Source organism: Microbaculum marinum (genome assembly GCF_037855135.1).
GTDB lineage: Bacteria > Pseudomonadota > Alphaproteobacteria > Rhizobiales > Tepidamorphaceae > Microbaculum > Microbaculum marinum.
Genome location: NZ_JAZHOF010000012.1, coordinates 25715 through 42482 on the forward strand (window position 1 = coordinate 25715; position 16768 = coordinate 42482).

Below are 16768 nucleotides of genomic sequence, written 5' to 3' on the forward strand. Positions count from 1 at the left end.
GCCCGGATTCATCGCAAGTGTGGCACTGCTGGCCGCAATCGTGATCGGAGGTTCCGCCATGGCCGAAACGGCAGAAGACATCGAAACTCGCAACGTGGCCGCCGTGGAAGCAAGCTTCAATGCGTGGGCCGACGGAACAGGAAGCCCCTACGACCTGCTCGCGGAGGATGCGACCTGGACCATCACGGGCAACTCGCTGGCCTCGAAAACGTACAACGGCCGCGAAGCCTTCATGAGTGAGGTGATCAGGCCGTTCGTCGGCCGGATGAGCGTCGGCCTCAAGCCGGTCATCCGCGAGATGTACGCCGACGGCGATACCGTCATCGTCTTCTTCGACGCAGCCGGCACCGCGCGCGACGGGCAGCCGTACGAAAATACCTACGCTTGGTTCCTCGAGTTGGACAACGGCAGGATTGTCAGGGCCTCGGCATTTTTCGACAGCATCGCTTTCAACGATCTTTGGGAGCGCGTCGCACCGGTCCAGACGAAGTGACGCCGGCAAGCCCGTTCCGAGAATGGCTCGGCTCCTTGCCCCGGGGCGGGGCGGCTTCCGGAGAAGTCGCCCCTGCCTCTTGCTGCTGCCTTGGTCGCGACGACGAGACAACTGCTCGTGTTCTCCCTTTTTATCCCGCCTTCGATATCGTGCCGTAGATCGAGCAGACGCCAACACCGCCGGCCAGACCGCTCATCAGGATGATGACCTGCTCACCGCCCTTGAAATAATACGGGCCCGCTCCGTTGGTGGCGGAAACGCTGTCGTTGATGGCCGGGATGACCGCCACGACCGACGTTTCCAGATCATCCGGGTCGGGGGAGTTGGTCAGAACGGCACCGGGCGACATGCCGGTCGTGAAGCACGAGATATTCTGCAGTTCGAGCAGCCTGTTCGCCCGAACCTTCTGGAGGAGGAAGGTGCAGACCTCCTCGGTGTTGCACAACACGCGCTTGGTCTGCCGGAACGGCCTTGAGTCTTTGGGCGCCGGCAGCGTCTGGGCGGGCTCGTAGACTTCGGCCGCCGCTCCCGCTTGTCCCGGCTGCCCCTTGAGATGACTGAACACACTGTCCGACTTGGCCTGCGCCGCACCGGCAGACGCGAGGGTGATCGCCGCCACGGCCGTGGCGGCGAGTGCGGCGCGGACGTTGAAGTTCGTATTGAAGGAAGTTGGCATTTCAAACCTCCAGGTTGATGTGACCCAATGAGGCTTCATGCCCTGCAGCGGTTTCACTCCAATGTCCCGCCACCGCAAAATGGTTTCCGGAATATTTCAGCAGCGAATCCCGAACTGACTTGCGGGCTCCCGGGTGTTGGGGATGGATTAATCCGCCGGCGGGAGGCCACGCCACGATACCGACAGAATTGAAGCGCCCAATGCTTCCCATGATGGTTAATCTGGCTTCTGCCGACACGCCGATCAGGCCCGTCCGGGTGGCGATCTGCGGTCGCACCTACAGCGTGGACACTGCGGAGAAGGCAATCGTGACTGCACAGGATGCCTGGTTGGCAGGTATCGAACCGGTAAACGATTGGATTGCTGTCGAATGCGAACTGCTCGCCGCCCTCGAACACCACGAGATCGGTGAGCTGCGCAGGGCGGTCAGCCATTTCAAGCGACTGACCAGGGGCAATTTCCGTTCCGTACGGTGACTGTGCTCGGGTCCGGACTGTCTTGCCGCGTCACGACGCGCCCTGCCGCGCGGCGAAGCTGAACATGCCGCCCCGGAAGGTCCTTGGATCTCGATTCCCGAAGCGGTCGGGGCGCCCGACTAATTGTTGCACACCAGTCGCTCCTGTGAGACATTTTTCAAGGTCATCGGATGTGGGACTGCCCCGGTTGAAGCTTCTGCTGGTTGCGCCACGCCATGAGTTGAGGAAGGGGGAGGACAGCCCTCTCAACGCGTTCGATGCCAGCATCGGCGGCTATGAGATGTCGCCGTCGACCTCTATAGCGACGGTCGCGGCGATGGTGCCGGATGGCATCGACGTCGAACTTCTGAACGAAGCCACGCAGACGCTCCCGCCCGACAGCGACGCCGACGTTATCGGCATCACCGCCAACGTGTCCCAGGCTCAGCGCGCCATCGAGATTGCCGACGCCTTCCGCGCCAGGGGAAAGACCGTGGTGGTGGGCGGCCCCCATGTCTCTCTGCTGCCGGAAATGTTTGCCGACCATTGCGACAGCATGGTGGTTGGCGAACTGGAGCCGATCGCCGAGACCTTCTTTGCCGACATGGCAGCAGGTACCCTGCAGCGCCACTATGCGGGCCGCGCTGCGGATATGCGGACATCGCCTGCCCCGCGCTGGGATCTCTATCCGCACGAACGGCTGGTGAGCGGCGTGGTGCAGTCGAGCCGGGGCTGCCCCTTCACCTGCAACTTCTGCGATGTGATCCAGTATCTGGGCAACAGGCAGCGCCACAAGGACCCGGGCCAGGTAATCGACGAAATCCAGCGCCTGTACGACCTGGGATTCTCCTCCATCCTGATCGCCGATGACAACTTCACCGCCAACCGCAAGGTGGCGAGGACCCTGTTGCAGGCGATCATCGACTGGAACGGTGCGGACGGTCGGGACCCGGTGTCGTTCCAGACCCAGATGTCGATCAACATGACCCGGCACGATGACATGCTGGCGGACTGCCACCGGGCGGGAATCCTCACCAACTTCGTCGGCATCGAAACCAGCGACCCGCTGGCGCTCGAGGAGTGCGACAAGCGCCCGAACAAGGGCTTCGACCTGATAAGCCAGTGCGAGAAGTCTGTGAGAGCGGGCATCAAGATCGAGCCGGCCTTCATCGTCGGCTTCGACAGCGACACCCTGGAGTCGTTCGAGCAGCAGTTCCGCTTCGCGATGGCGCTGCCGGCGGGGTCCGCCCGGGTCGGTCCGCTGGTCGCTCCTGTCGCGACCCCCCTCTTCGACGAAATGCGGGAACAGGGGCGGCTGCTCGAAGACCCCTCGCTCAAGTCGGGGGCGCCGCCCTATTTCACCTCCAACTTCGAGCCCGCGCAGATGACGCGCGAAGAATTGTACGTCGGCCTGCGCTGGCTGATCAGCAGGCTCTACCATCCTGACAGCTTCCTGATCCGGCTGGAGAAGATCGTACGCCTCCTGGCGCCGCCGCCATGGGCGGATCAGGGGCCCCGCCGCGGTCGCAAGCCGCGCCCGCTCGCCACCTGGCTGGCCTCGACGGTCATCCGCGAGGCCGTCAAGCTCGACCCGTCCTTCCGGGGCGTGATCGACGAGGCACTGGCTTCCGCCCGCCACCGGCCCGAAATCGGCAGTTCGGTGAGCGAAGTGGTCATTCGCTACCTGGCGATCCTCGTGAACCTGTCGAAGAACGGCATGTACGACCCTGCATGGGCCAAGATGGACGCCCCGCCCTTCGACATCGGCTTCAGCGACGACCGCATGGCGCGGCTGCAGGCCTGGCAGCCGATACGCATCCCCGAGCGGATCGCTCCCTGACAGAACGCGAGCGGAGCGTCAGGCCGGATCCTTTTCCACCAGCAGGTCCTCCACGAGCACGGCATCCAGCCCGGTTGTCATCAGCACCGCCATCGCGTCTTCCGCGGAATGAACGATGGGCTTGCCCATGATGTTGAAGCTCGTGTTCAGCACGATCGGCAGACCGGTCACGCGCTCGACTTCTTCCAGCAGCGAGGCCATCCAGGCATTGGTGCCCGCGGCGACGGTCTGCAGGCGGCCCGTGCCGTCCGCATGGACCACGGCGGGCACGCGATCCTTCACGGTGCCGCGCCACGGCAGGGTGAAGGACATGTAGGGCGACGCCTGGTCCCGAAGGAACCACTCCGCCACGCGGTCGGCGGGAACGACCGGTGCGAAGGGACGGTATGCTTCCCGCCCCTTCACCCGGCCGTTGATGCGATCCTTCATGTCGGCCGGCCGCGGATCCGCGAGGATGGACCGGTGGCCGAGTGCCCGAGGCCCAAGCTCCGCGCGGCCGCGCATGACACCGACGATCCGTCCCCTGCTCAGCAGGCCCGCCAGTACCGCGGCGCTGTTGTCTCCCGGCCTGGTGACCCGGAGCGCCCCGGCACTGGCCGCGATCTTGTCGACAGCCTGCGGCTTCGCCGCACTGCCGAGGAACGCGCTGCCGTCGCCCTGGGGCAGCGGCGCGCCCGGATTGTCCGCCTGCCAGCTCAGGAGCGCGGCCCCGACGGCGTTGCCGTCGTCCGCCGGCGCCGGCGGGACGAAGACGTTCGTGCCCGGAAAGCGCGTCGCGATCGTACCGTTATAGGAGGAGTTGAGCGCACAGCCGCCGGTCAACACCAGATCGCCGCCGCCCTGGTCGAGCACGGATGCCAGCAACCGGTCGACCAGGATCGCGTAGGCCGCCTGGCCGGATGCCGCCAGGTCCGCCGCCTTCATCACCGGCTCGTCCGGCGCCCTCGCGTGGTCGGCCACGGCGCGCCGGGCGGCATTCAAGAAGGCTTCGTCCGCAAACAGTATCCGGCCGCGGTCGACCACGATCATCCCGGCGAGCGCCTCGACGAGGGAGGGACGCGCCTCGCCGAACGCCGCCAGGCCCATCACTTTCCATTCCTCGCCGGCGCGCCAGTCGAAGCCGCACTGGCGGGTAAGCCAGGCATAGAACGTGCCCAGGCTCCCTGGTCCCCATGAGCGCCAGCTACGCTTGAGCACCCGGTCCTTCATGCGGAACAGCGACGCCGCGCCGACGTCGCCTTCGCCGTCGATGACCAGGCAGGTGGCATCGGAGAAGGGTGCGCCATGGCAGGCGGCGGCCGCATGGCACAGATGATGGTCGAACCGCCGCACCTGCGGCATCGTCTCGCTTAGGCCGAGCCGCATCAGCGACGCCCCGGCGTTTTCCTGCGCGCTGCGTTGCAGGCAGCGCAGCCACTGTCCGTCCGATGCCGGCAACAGCGCGCCGGAGACCTGGACGGGAATGTCCGCCTTCACGCCCGACCAACTCGAGGCGACGGTGAGCTGGTCCTGGCCGAAGTCGAAGCCCACCGTGGCCAGGGCGGCCTCGAGATGCGGCACATGATCGGGGGCTATTCCCCACGCCCGCTTGTCCTGCAGGAACCGTTCGCTCGCTTCGGCGAAGGCGACGCGGCCGCTTTCGTCCACCAGGGCGAGCGCCGGATCGTGTCCGGAGGTCGAGAGGCCGAGATGCCAGCGCCGCATCAGGCCTCCACGAGGCCGATGACTTCCTGCGCAAATCCCCCCAGCGCCTCATGCTCGAAGATTGACGACGGGTTCAGCTCGATGCCGAACTCGTCTTCCACCTCTCCGCAGACAAGCACCGCATCGATTGACTGCAGGCCCAGTTCCACGAGCACCGATTGCTCGGTCACCTGCTCCGGCGGGATCCCGATGCGCGCGGCAATCCTTTCCTTCAGGAACGGGAGTACCCGTGCGGATCTGTCTGCTTCTGACGTCACTTCAGCGCTCTCCTGGATGGGACGTGTCACGGCGATAATTTCCTGCATTTCAGCGACTTCAACGCAACAGACTGCGAGTAGTCGGAATAGACGTGTGCCTGCGGCTCCAGCGCCAGATCCGGATGGCGTCGGAACAACGCCGGAATCGCGAGTTTCAACGTCAGCCTGGTGAGGGCGGCGCCGACGCAGTGATGAAGTCCGCGACCGAAGGAGAGATGGCCGGAGGGCAATGCGCGATTCACCTGAGCGAGATGGATCCTCGCCGTGTCGCGTGCCGCAAACGCCATTCCATCGATCTCGACGTCGCGGCGCGCCATCCGGTAGATGAACTTCGGGCCCCCGAGCAACGACAGGATGGTCTCCATCCTGTCCGCAATCCAGGCGCTCTCGTGAACGCCCCGCCGGTCTTCCGCCGGCAGCGACAGGATCCAGTGCAACGCGTTCGACAAGGTGTGGGCCATGTTGAAGCCAGCGCCGTACAGGATGAGCGCAAGGGCCCGGCCGTCTTCCGGATCGAACTCCGGATGCCGCGCCTCGACAAGCGCCTGCAGCAGGCCCTTTGGCATTCCCTCCCCCGCCGGCGCCTCCAGCGGCACGAGAGCGATCGTCTCCGCCATCACCTCCTGCAACTCGAGGATTTCCCTGAGCGACAGCATCGGCTCCAGCAGTTTGTGGAATTCCGGGGCGAGGCGGTCGAACCTGTCGAGGTCGGTCGGGTGAAGCCCGAGCACATGCCGGTTGACCACCCTGCACAACGGCTCGGAAAAATCGCTTACCAGATCCGGCTTCGGCACTGCGGACAGGCTGACGATCGCGGCGCCGATCGTGGCGGCTACGTGCGGCTCCCAGTCGGCGATGCGGCTGCCGCCGAGCGTATGAGCGACCAGTCTGCGCGCGGTGTCGTGCCGCTCTCCGGACAAGAAGAACAGGGCGTTGCGTGCCATTCGGATGGCGACGTCGAGATCCAGCCCCCCGGAGCTCGCCAGCGCCGTGAGATGATCGACCATCTGGGGCGGACCGAACGCGTCGTCGTCGGTGACGATCCTGCGCGCGGCCGAGGCAGTTTTCACCTGCCATAGCTTGCTGCCGGCCTTCTCGTTGCGCGACCACAGATCGCAGGGAAGCGCGCTGGGGGTCTGGATGACATGGGTCCTGAGGAAGCGTACGGCCTCCCGCTCGAGCGTCAGCCTGGGGAAGGCGCCCGCGAGCGCCGGAACCGCCCGGCCGATCACGAGACGGGCCAGCGCCTCGCCCGGGCATTTATGGGCGCCGGTACCGAACGACATGATCTGCCCGGCCTTCAGCGGACACTCGCCGGTCTGCCCGGCATCCGCCGCCCGTGCCCTGATCCGATCGTTGATGGCCGGCATATGCAGGGTGACGGTCTGTCCCGCATGGACCGGGCACCCGGCCACCTCGCCGTCCCGATCCGCCACGCGGTACAGGTACAGCGTCGAAGGATAGAGGCTCAGGAGCCGTTCGAGCTGCCTCTCCCTCCACCCGTCAGTCGCGGCATCCTCCCAGAGTGCAGGCTCCCGGCTCAGCAGTCCCCACAGGGCGAAGGCCAGGCTCTCCGCCATCGTGTGGGCCGCGAATACCAGTGTGGCGATGGTGGCGACGATCGATACCCCGTCCGGCACCGGCGGCTCGTCCTCGGCGATGACCTGGGCAAGCGGCCGTGGCCGGACGTCCGGGTCGAATCCCTCCGTTGGAACGAGTGCCATGATCTCGCCGAGCGCAGCCTGCATGGAACGCATCTGACGCAGCGACAGCAGTGGCTCGGTCAGCACCCGGGTTCTCGCAACCATGTCCACAAGGTCCGTCGCCGGCCCCGGGCGGCAGCCGATCAGCCTGCCGATGATCCCGGCGAAAAGCGGGTCTGTGAAGTCGCGCACCAGGTCCGGACTCCGGCTCGCCGCCAGCCGTCCGACCTGGGCCTCGATCTCCGCGTCTATCGCGTCCGACCACTCGGAGATCGACCTTTCCCCGAAGAACTTCGCAAGGACGCGGCGGGTCTGCAGATGGCCGCTGCCGGACTGATAGATCAGCGAGCTTTGGATGACCTCCCTGAGGGTTGCGAAATCCTCGCCCGTAGCCTCCTCCAGTCTGTCGAGATGGGACCCGATATTGGCGACGCTGTAGCCGCGGTCGCGCAGGACGTCTACGGCGGCGGCCGGATCGGACACCACCACGGGAGGCGGCACGGGGATCGGCGCGCTCATGATCCGGCCGCTTTCATCGAGGTGGCGGTATCGACGCAGCCCGCACCGGCGCCCTGCCGCTCGGCCCGCCAGTCGGCGGCAATGGCCTGGCGGCGGATCTTGCCGCTGCTCGTCCGCGCCAGCCTGCCGCGCGGCAACACGCGGATCTCGTCGAGCGTGATGCCCCACTCCCCGGCGACGGCCCGGACGATCGCGTCCTTGACGCCCTCCGGATCCTCGATCACCGCCCTGCTCGATTTCCGTTCGATTATCAGCACCGCGTGCCCGCCCTGGGCGGGATCGGTCATGAACGCCGCGGCGGCCGCCGGATTGAGCGCATCGTGCTGGCTTGCGGCCAGCCACTCCAGTTCGCTCGCGGCAATCTTCCGGCCGTTTGCGATCAGGATGTCCTTGATCCGGCCCGTGATATAGAGCCACTCACCGACGATCATTCCGATGTCGCCGGTCCTGAGCCAGGTTCCGTCGCTCTCGCAGCCCGCCGCGGCGACCCCGAATGTCGCTGCGCTTTCCTCGGGAAGGTTCAGGTATCCGCGACCCGTCGATGGGCCCCGCAGCCAGATCTCGCCCCTGGCTCCCTCGGCGACGGGCAGGCGGCTGTCAGGATCGAAGATCCCGATCACCGCCCGCGTTTCGGCGCTCAGGCGGCAGGGGCAGGTGTGCTCGGCAACCTCCGGCGGTAATTCGGCCGCGCTCTCGCCGGCAGCATAGAGCGTGTATTCGGCAAGGCCGTAGCAGGCAAAGACGGCATCCGGCCGCAGCCCCGCCCTCCCGAAGCGCTTGCGGAACGCGGGCAGCAGATCTGCCGGAACGGGTTCGGCGCCGCAGAAGGCGGTCGCCCAGGAAGACAGGTCCAGTCCGTCGCAGTCGCGCTCGGACACATGGGCAAGGGCGTGGGCAAAGGCGAACGCCGGGCCACCGCTCACCGTTGCCCGCAGGTCGGAAATGGTTCGGAGCCAGAAGGCCGGGCTGCGGACCATTTCGTGCGGGCTCATCTGGGCGCTGAAGCCGCCGCGCAACAGGGGATACAGAATCCCGCCCATCAGGCCCATGTCATGGTAGTGCGGCAGCCAGTTGACGAAGCGGGTGGTCTCGCAGAGACCGAACCGGTCGCCGCATAGAGCGGCATTGGCGAGTATCTGTTCGGCGGATATCCGCACCCCCTTCGGAAGACGCGTGGAGCCGGAGGTGTACTGGACGAACACAGGCGGGTCCGGATCGGGGGACGCAGGCACCCTCGCCTCCCGGGCCGGCTGAAGGGCAGCCGCCACCGCGGCATCGGCGCCAAGCCCGACGACGGGACAGGGCAGATCCTCCCGACCAGCGTGGCTCAGGCTTTTCCCCAGGTTGTCGATCTGGCCGGCTTCGCAGAAAACGGCAGATGCGCCGCTGTCCCTGACGATATGGCGCGTGCGATCGGACTGCGACCCGGGCCTCGGTATCGCGATGGGGACCATGGTGATGTCTGCCAGCAGCCCCGCGACGAGCGAGCTCAGGAACAGCTCGCCGCAGCCATAGGCGAGCACGACCGTCTTCGGTCCCGGCCCACAGGCCTGCTCCCACACGGACAGCATCGCCCGGGCCCGCTCGATCAGGTCGGCGCCTGTGAGATGGCTGGGTTGGCTGGCGCCAAAACGGCGGACGACGGAGAAGACGGCGTCGTTCTCCTTCGCGAGAAGCCGCTGCGACAGGCAGGCCGTCAAAGACACCCTCATCAGGAGTGACACAGTCCCGTTCGCCGAAACCCCGGCGGTTTTTTAATCAGTGGCTTTGTCGCCATTCACCATCAGGTGGCGCCAAAGAGGCGCCGCACAGTTGATGCTTTGAGCGCGCCCCTTCATCGCGGCTTCCAGCCGCGCGAGATAGGCTGCGGCCCACCTGTTGTGCCATGCAGTCTTTTCCTCCCCCTCTTCGAAGTCGGGCATGCGCTGAATGTCATAGCGAATATGTCTGTCCTGCCAGTAGCTGAAGACCCAGAAGCTCGGTCTTTTAAACTCGCGCGCAAGCCGCGGAATGGTGTCGGGAATGCGGGTGGGAACGCCGAACAGTCTGCCGGTCGCGGCGCTGACCGGCATCGACGACATCATCGACAGGGAAGAATTGTCCAGGGGCAGTATGATCGTTTCACCCTGCCGCAAGGCCTGCACCAGTCGCGCTGCGGCGCCTATCCTGTCGCCGCCCAGGGACAGGTTGCGGCGATCGGGATCGCCGGCGCCGTCGAGTGTGTTGCTCACCGTTACGAACCGCAGTTTCGGAAAGTAGAGCGACATCAGGTGTTGCGTGAAAAGACCCTGATGACTGCAGGCAAGCAGCACGGGATGGCCGCCGTCCGAGAACGGGCGCAGAACATCGAAGTCCGAGGCGACCGTCAGTTGCGCGACTTCCTGCGCACTCACCAGGGGTTTCGGCACGAAGAGGCAGTTGCTGGCAGTCGACCGGAAGACCGCTTCCAGCCACTCCCTGTACGGGGTGCCGTCGGGCTCCCGCACGGTCCAGGCAATCCTCAGATTCTGGCGTATTCCCAGGGCGTCACTTGCACGTGGCTCCAGTTCCTCGAAAAGGACCCGAACCTCGTCCGCCGTCTTCGGTGGGCCCGCTTGTTCCTCCTCCCGCGCCGCCGGCAAGCCGCAGGGTGAGCCCCCTCGCCCCCGTCGTCCTCCGAACACCGCTTCCAGATCCTCGAACAACTGGGCGACCATCGGAGACTGGTCCATCCAGTCCTCCCAACGCCCTGCATATTCCCAGGCTTCGGCCGCCCGTTGCTGTCGCATCAGCAGCCTTGCATAGGATATTTCCGGGCGCTCCACCGCTAGCTCCGCGCAGCGCTCCAGCAGCCTCTCCGCCCTGTCCTGTTCGTCTCGCAGCAGATGGTCCTGGGCAAGACGCACACCCACCGAAACGCGGTGCAACCCGCCGAGCGTCAGCAGCCGCGACCTGATCTCCAGGGATTTCGCCCAGTTCCCGAGGGACAGCTCCAGTTCGGCCAACAGTTGCAGGGCAGGTACGCTGTCCGGAGCAGCCTCGAGAACGGCGCCGATGCACTTTCGCGCGGAGGTGTCATCGATCAGGAACAGGTGGCATTGGGCGATCTGCACGCTGCGTCGATTGGAGGTCTCGTCTTCGAGCCCTGCGGACCGCCACCAGTCGAGCGCGCCATCATAGTCGCGCTCCTGAAAGGCGAGGTCACCCAGTGCCAGGCGGTATTCCTCCGGCCGGCCCGTCCCCGACTCCAGTCCGGTTTCGAGGCGAGCCCGTGTCTCCTCGGCCAGGGTCTTCCACTGCGGTCCCGACAGGTTCACCGCGGACGCCGTCTCCAGCCGGGCGAGCAGCGTCGCCGGATGGGAGGGAGACAGGTCCAGATTGGCCTGACAGTGCGCCTCCCCGGTTTGCCAGTCTCCCAGCGCGCCGGCCAGCCGCGCCCGCGATATGCGCAGGCCAAGGTTCGCGGGATCGCGATCGAGCGCGTCGTCGAGCACCGCCGCTGCATCGACCTGGCGCAGCATCGCGTTGAGCACGGATGCCCTCTTCAGAAGAATGCCGGTGTTTCCGGGATCAGCCGCACATTCTAGGTCCGATACCCGAAGCGCCTCTGTGACCCTGCCGCTGGACAGCAGACTTTCGACCGACGGCGCGAAACCCTCCCGGCGCACGGACGTTCTGCCGTCGGCCCGGATCGTGCGACGGTCCAGCGTCTCGGGAGGGGCGGCCGTTCCAGCCATTCTCAGTACATCCGGGCTAGCCGCCTGCAGCCGTGGCGCACCCGCGCCGCTCAGCAGGAGAATAGACTCCCTCGCCTGCAACCCGGATTGCACCAATCAATCTTGGAGGCAGCCTTCGATCCCGAATCTGGGGACCGAAGACGTCGAAATTTTGGCGCCTCATGAACGGATCTGCAATAGGCTTGTTGAAGCCAAGCACGAAAACGGCGGCGTCGCGATGACGCCGCCGCTCGTGCTTTGCGACAGGGCCCCGGTCGGGTCGCTGTCAGTTGGTCGAGGCGGCCGCGGCAGAGCGCAGGCCGGCACCGAGCGGGCTGGCACCCGACGGCACCTCGAGGGGGGTCGTCGCCGGTCCGCTTGCCACCGCGATGTCGGCAGCCTTGAGTTGTGTGGCCTGGACGTAGTTCACGAAGTACTTGTGACTCCTGTCATTGCCGGGGCTCGCCATGACCATCGCGACGTCGCCCGTCTTGAACGTCGCATCCGCGGCGCTGCACACCTCCCTGTTGTTCAGGATGAACCTGTGGACTCCGCCTTTGCTGACCACCTTGAGCTTGTTGTAGCGCTGCTCGTTGATCCTGACATTGTCGGTGAGGCAGAGCAGGTCGTTGTCGCCGCCCGAGTCGGTGATGCCGTTGTGGCCGGCGACACGCCAGATCACCGCCTGGCCGCGCTTCCGGCGGCCCCTGTCGTCATACTTGTTGTAGGCGAACCACAGGCCGGACATGTTCTTGTCGTCGTCGATGCGCGAGTACAGGAACAATCCGCTGTTCCAGTTGGTGGCGGTGTCCTTGTCGATGCGCTTGACCTTGGCGACCACCCGGATACCGCTGGCGCAGAAGGGGCTCGTGGCGGCAAGCCAGACATTGTCGCCGCCACCATGGACGTACAGGTTGTTGCCGCGACGGCGCCAGTTGCCGAGTTCGTCTTCCCAGTCCTTGACCTGGCGATTGTTCTTGAACGTCCAGGTCTGCCTGTTCTTGGAGCGGCGCAGCACCCGATAGGCCTTGAAGACATCGATGCGGGGTTTGGTGATGCCGGCCCGCTCGACCTCCTTGCCGGTGCAGGCGAGCGCGCGCAGCACCTCATGCACCTTGGCCTTGGGCTTCGAGTGCTTCATCAACGCCCACGCGCCCGCAACGTGCGGCGTGGCCATCGACGTGCCGCTCTTGACGCCGAGCTTGTTGCGCTTGGGCACCGGCGCCTCGATGTCGCTGCCCGGCGCCATCAGGTCGACGAGCGCGCTGTGGTTCGAGAACCACGAGACCCCGTCGCTCTTCGTCGTGCTGCCCACCGCGATGGCGGAGGAAATGCATGCCGGCGAGCTGATCGCACCGTCGTAGCCGTTGTTGCCGGAGGCGATGACGACGGCCACCTTCCGGGAGACGAGATTGTCGATGACCGGCTTGATGGAGGCCGAATCGCACGGTCCGGTATAGGCGCCACCCCCGAGGCTCATGTTCACCGAGGCGATCTTGAAGCGCTTGCGGAGCTTGTAGACGCGCTCGAGCGCCTTCATCTGGTCGCTGTCGTAGCTCTTCACGCAGGTGCCGGAATCGCCGCACTGCGTCGACCCGGTGAACTTCGAGAAGACCTGGATCGGAATGAGGTCGGCCTGCTTGGCGACCCCCTTGTAGCGGTTCCTCGGCTTTCCGACCGCGATGCCGGAAACGTGCGTTCCGTGGTCGCAACCGGTGATGCTCAGACTGCAGTACTTGCCGGACCGGCCGCCCACCGCGCTGTCCTTGCCGCGCGGGCAGACGGAGGTCGAGTTCTGCACGGCGTTGGTGGTGGAGTAGCAGGCCTGCGAAACGATCTTGCGCCGGAAGGCCTGGTGGTTCAGGTCGACGCCGGTGTCGAGCACCGCGACCACCCAGCCCTTGCCGGTCTTGTTCTTGCGCTTCCACAGTTTGTTGGCCTTGATGATCGGCACGCTGTCCACCAGCGTCGGCGCCTTCGCGGTGTCCTCCGCGATCTTCACCACGCTCGGCAGGTTGAGCAGCGACCTTACGCCCGCAGCGTTCACGGTCAGGGCCAGCGCCGGTATCGTGTCGAACCGCTTGACGTTGTCTTCGCCGCCGACGCGATTGAGCACGCTGTCGGCCATGCTCGCAATCGCCACCCGCTGGTTTGCTGCCTGGAAGGACGACAGCTCGCCCTCCGGGGCGAAATCGAGATCGAAGGTGACGATGACGGGCACTTCGCCCTGGCTTTCGGCCTTCTGCACCAGATAGGCGGGATCGGTCCTGACCTTGCCGCCGTTGCCGTCGGCGACGAAGACCTGCGGCGTCGCGATCGCCGCTGCGGCCGGAGACGACGCAACGCCTGTCGCCGCAGCCACCGCCGCGGCGCAGGCCGCCGCCACCGCGACGCGCAAGCGCCTGCCCGGGGACCGGCTGCGGCCCCCTGCATCTGCAATCGTGGACATTGTGAAAAGCTCCCTGGCTGGAGGCGGTTCAGGTGAACAAAACCGCCGCCAGCGCGGCGCCCCCGGCACCCCCGTGCGACCACCTCGGAAATATCGAGCTTCGACGGCACGGAATCGAAATTCAATGGCCAATTTCTAACATATATTCGTCATTTTTCAATCAAACGCGATATTTGTCGCCAATAAGCAAAATATAATATGATATAATTGTAACGTTTCTGAACTTACAAATCTCAATAAGTCAAAATACATATCAATTTACACGGTTGATTTATATCTCAAAAGGAAATCAATATAATTCTTATGTAATAATTTTCTTCAAATGTATTCGATTGAGAAGAAAAATCTGTTCTTGACCGTGAGTCTCGGTACTGCAGGTCTATCTATTCGACGTCTGCGCACGAATCCGGTCGATCGATCGGCCGCGTTTTTCACCACTCGGGGCAACCGCTTTTCTTACGCGAAAACCGGCAGGTTTCGGGGGATCCGGGTGCCGCTCGACCTCGCCGGCAAAGCGATTCCACTTATTCCCGCACCTGATTTCGCAGGGCGCCGAGGCCGGCGCCAAGCGGCGACGCCACAAAAAAGGCGGCGCCGATCGGCGCCGCCCGAACTCTCCAGGGGCCCGAACTCTCCAGGGGCCCGAACTCTCCAGGGGATGGCCGGTCAGCAGCCGTTCTTGACCTTGCCGTAGGCCTTCAGCACGTCGATGCGCGGCTTCCCTGGTCCACGATCGCGAACCTTCTTGCCGGTGCACTCCAGCGCCTTCTCGATCTGGCTGACGCTGGCATTCTTGTGGCGCTGCTTGAGCACGGCCCAGGTGCCCGCCACATGCGGCGTAGCCATCGAGGTGCCGCTCTTGGTGCCGTAGCTGTTCTTCGGCACCGGGGCGTGGATATCCGAACCCGGCGCCATCACGTCGACCAGCTTGGACTGGTTCGAATACGGTGCGATCGTGTCGTCCTTGTCGGTGGCGCCGACGGCTATTGCCTCCGGGATGCAGGCCGGCGCGCTGATCGCGCCGGTAGCAGAATTGTTGCCCGAGGCAATCACCGTGGCGATCTTGGCGGAGCGCAAATTCTGGATGATCGGACGTAGTGGATCCGTCTTGCAGGCGCCGGTCACCGGACTGCCGCCCAGGCTCATGTTGACTGAGGCGATCTTGAACTTGTTGCGAAGCTGGAAGACTCGCTCCAGCCCGGCGATCTGGTCGCTGGTGAAGCTGAGGGCACACGGATCGCCGAAGGTGCAGAATGAACTGTTCTCGAAGCGCGTGAAGACCTGGATCGGGATCAGCTTCGCCCCCTTTGCGACACCCTTGAACCTGTTGTTCGGATTGCCGACGGCGATCCCGGCGACGTGCGTGCCGTGGTCGCAACCCTCGACGGCGAGATCGCAGTACTTGCCCGATTTCCTCTTCGTCGAGGCGCTCACGCCGCGCGGGCAGACCGACGTGGCGTTATCTACAGGGCTGTTCGTGGAAAAACAGGCTTCCGAGACGATCTTGTTCCTGAACGCCCTGTGTCCGCGGTCGACGCCGGTATCGAGGACCGCGACGGTCCAGCCCTTGCCGGTCTTGCCCTTGCGCTTCCAGACCTTGTTGGCCTTGATGATGGGAACGCTCTCGTCGAGGGTCGGCGGATGGGGAATGTCCTCGTGGATCGCGGCCACGTTGGAATCCGACAGGAGCGCCTGCAGGCCGCGCTCGTTGACGGTCATCGCCACCATCGGGACGGTTTTGAAGGTCTTCACGTTCTCTTCGCTAGGCACCCGGGCCAGGACCCGGTCCTGCAGGCTGGCGATTGCCGTGCGCTGGTTGGCGGCGGCAAACATCGAAAGCTCGGCTTCCGGCGCGAAATCGGTGCGCAGCGTCACGATGATCGGGATGGCGCCGCGCGTTTCCGCCGCGGCCAGGAGCCGGTCGGCGTCGGAACGGACCGATCCGCCCTCACCGTCGCCAACGAAGATCTCCGCGCGTGTCATCGCCCCCGCGTTTGCCGAACCGGCAACGCCGCCTGCAATCACCGCGATCGCCACTCCTAATCCGGCGAGCCCGAATCTGGCTGTTGTCCTGGCACCCGCGATCTCGCGGCCGGCCCGACCTGAATAAGACGTCATCAACTTCACCCCTGTATCGCGCGGACTGGTTCGCCGGCAGTCGCCCGCTCGGCATGCCTTGCAAACCCCGTGCTGCCGCAATTGCTCATCCGTATGGCACGGTTCTTGAAACAGTTCATGAACATAGCCATGCCGGACCGGTTGGACAACGGCAATCCGGGAACCTCCCGCAAGCGTGTTCGCGAGTTTACGGGGACGTTCGTTTCGTTTGTGTGTCCGGAACGGCCGGCAGTGACCGTGCACGCGCCGTCAGTACAGGCTGCAGAAAGGCGACGGCAAGCCTACTGCACGTCCTCCGGCACCGGGGGCGCGGGGAGCCATTGCGCCGCCCGCTGCTGCACGTCATGCAGTTCCTGGGGGCTGAGCTGCGTCTGCACGTAGCCGCGCCGGGTGATCACCAGTTCGCGCTCGTCGCCCGGCGGCAGGCCGGCTGCGGCGAGGTTCAGCCACAGATGGGCTTCGATGTAGTCCTGGCTGACCCCCTGCCCCATGAAATACAGGTAGCCCAGCAGGCCCTGCGCGTAGGGATAGCCCTGTTCGGCGGCCCTGCGGTACCAGACCACCGCCTCGCCGTAGTCCTGCGGCACGCCCTGGCCGTGATAGTAAGCAAGGCCGAGCGCCGTCTGCGCCTTCGGGTCCCCGGTCTCCGCCAGCGGCCGCCAGTGCCTGACGGCGCTGAAATAGTCGCCGCGGTCATACGCCGCGATGCCGACCTCGAAGCCGCCGGCGGCCGCCTCGCCGCTCGTCCCGAGCACCACCGCCGGCACGAGCAGTGCAATCGCCGCCGCCAGGCTCCGCAGGCGACTTCCGCTCGGCTGCTGAATGCTCATCCGTGGAATCATCGGCACGTACCCAGGTT

12 protein-coding genes are annotated in these 16768 nt (G+C 65.3%); 3 read left to right on the top strand and 9 right to left on the bottom strand.

The genetic code is table 11. The features are described from left to right. Positions 1–58 precede the first annotated feature (58 nt). The gene (locus V3328_RS23485) at positions 59–493 is read left to right on the top strand and encodes a nuclear transport factor 2 family protein (RefSeq protein ID WP_378759016.1); all 435 of its coding nucleotides are present in this window, start codon (positions 59–61) and stop codon (positions 491–493) included. Between the two features lie 130 nt (positions 494–623). On the opposite strand, the gene V3328_RS23490 is transcribed toward V3328_RS23485, so the two are convergent. After that, positions 624–1226 (bottom strand): hypothetical protein, encoded by a 603-nt coding sequence (locus tag V3328_RS23490; protein ID WP_340332165.1) that lies wholly within the window; start codon positions 1224–1226, stop codon positions 624–626. A gap of 143 nt (positions 1227–1369) precedes the next feature. On the opposite strand from V3328_RS23490, the gene V3328_RS23495 reads away from it, so the two are divergent. Then, positions 1370–1645, top strand: coding sequence for a hypothetical protein (locus V3328_RS23495; RefSeq protein ID WP_340332166.1), 276 nt, complete (start codon positions 1370–1372; stop codon positions 1643–1645). A 187-nt stretch (positions 1646–1832) separates the two neighbouring features. Then, on the top strand, positions 1833–3464 hold the full coding sequence (locus V3328_RS23500) for a B12-binding domain-containing radical SAM protein (RefSeq protein WP_340332167.1): 1632 nt from the start codon (positions 1833–1835) through the stop codon (positions 3462–3464). An 18-nt stretch (positions 3465–3482) separates the two neighbouring features. Here V3328_RS23500 and V3328_RS23505 read toward each other — a convergent pair whose 3' ends face one another. From V3328_RS23505 to V3328_RS23540, 8 genes are all read right to left on the bottom strand, one after another. Then, positions 3483–5168, bottom strand: coding sequence for a carbamoyltransferase family protein (locus V3328_RS23505; protein ID WP_340332168.1), 1686 nt, complete (start codon positions 5166–5168; stop codon positions 3483–3485). Next, complete coding sequence (locus V3328_RS23510) at positions 5168–5473, bottom strand: acyl carrier protein (protein WP_340332169.1); 306 nt, start codon at positions 5471–5473, stop codon at positions 5168–5170. The genes V3328_RS23505 and V3328_RS23510 overlap by 1 nt, the downstream gene beginning before the upstream one ends. Continuing rightward, on the bottom strand, positions 5452–7647 hold the full coding sequence (locus tag V3328_RS23515) for a cytochrome P450 (RefSeq protein ID WP_340332170.1): 2196 nt from the start codon (positions 7645–7647) through the stop codon (positions 5452–5454). The genes V3328_RS23510 and V3328_RS23515 overlap by 22 nt, the downstream gene beginning before the upstream one ends. Further along, positions 7644–9359, bottom strand: a complete 1716-nt coding sequence (locus V3328_RS23520; RefSeq protein WP_340332171.1) for an AMP-binding protein — start codon at positions 9357–9359, stop codon at positions 7644–7646. The genes V3328_RS23515 and V3328_RS23520 overlap by 4 nt, the downstream gene beginning before the upstream one ends. Before the next feature lie 42 nt (positions 9360–9401). Next, positions 9402–11363, bottom strand: coding sequence for a hypothetical protein (locus V3328_RS23525; RefSeq protein ID WP_340332172.1), 1962 nt, complete (start codon positions 11361–11363; stop codon positions 9402–9404). 265 nt (positions 11364–11628) lie between these two features. Next, the gene (locus tag V3328_RS23530; protein WP_340332173.1) at positions 11629–13791 is read right to left on the bottom strand and encodes a S8 family peptidase; all 2163 of its coding nucleotides are present in this window, start codon (positions 13789–13791) and stop codon (positions 11629–11631) included. A gap of 666 nt (positions 13792–14457) precedes the next feature. Next, positions 14458–15828, bottom strand: coding sequence for a S8 family peptidase (locus tag V3328_RS23535; RefSeq protein ID WP_340332174.1), 1371 nt, complete (start codon positions 15826–15828; stop codon positions 14458–14460). Positions 15829–16190: 362 nt separating this feature from the next. Next, positions 16191–16739, bottom strand: a complete 549-nt coding sequence (locus V3328_RS23540; RefSeq protein WP_340332175.1) for a tetratricopeptide repeat protein — start codon at positions 16737–16739, stop codon at positions 16191–16193. Positions 16740–16768 lie beyond the last annotated feature (29 nt).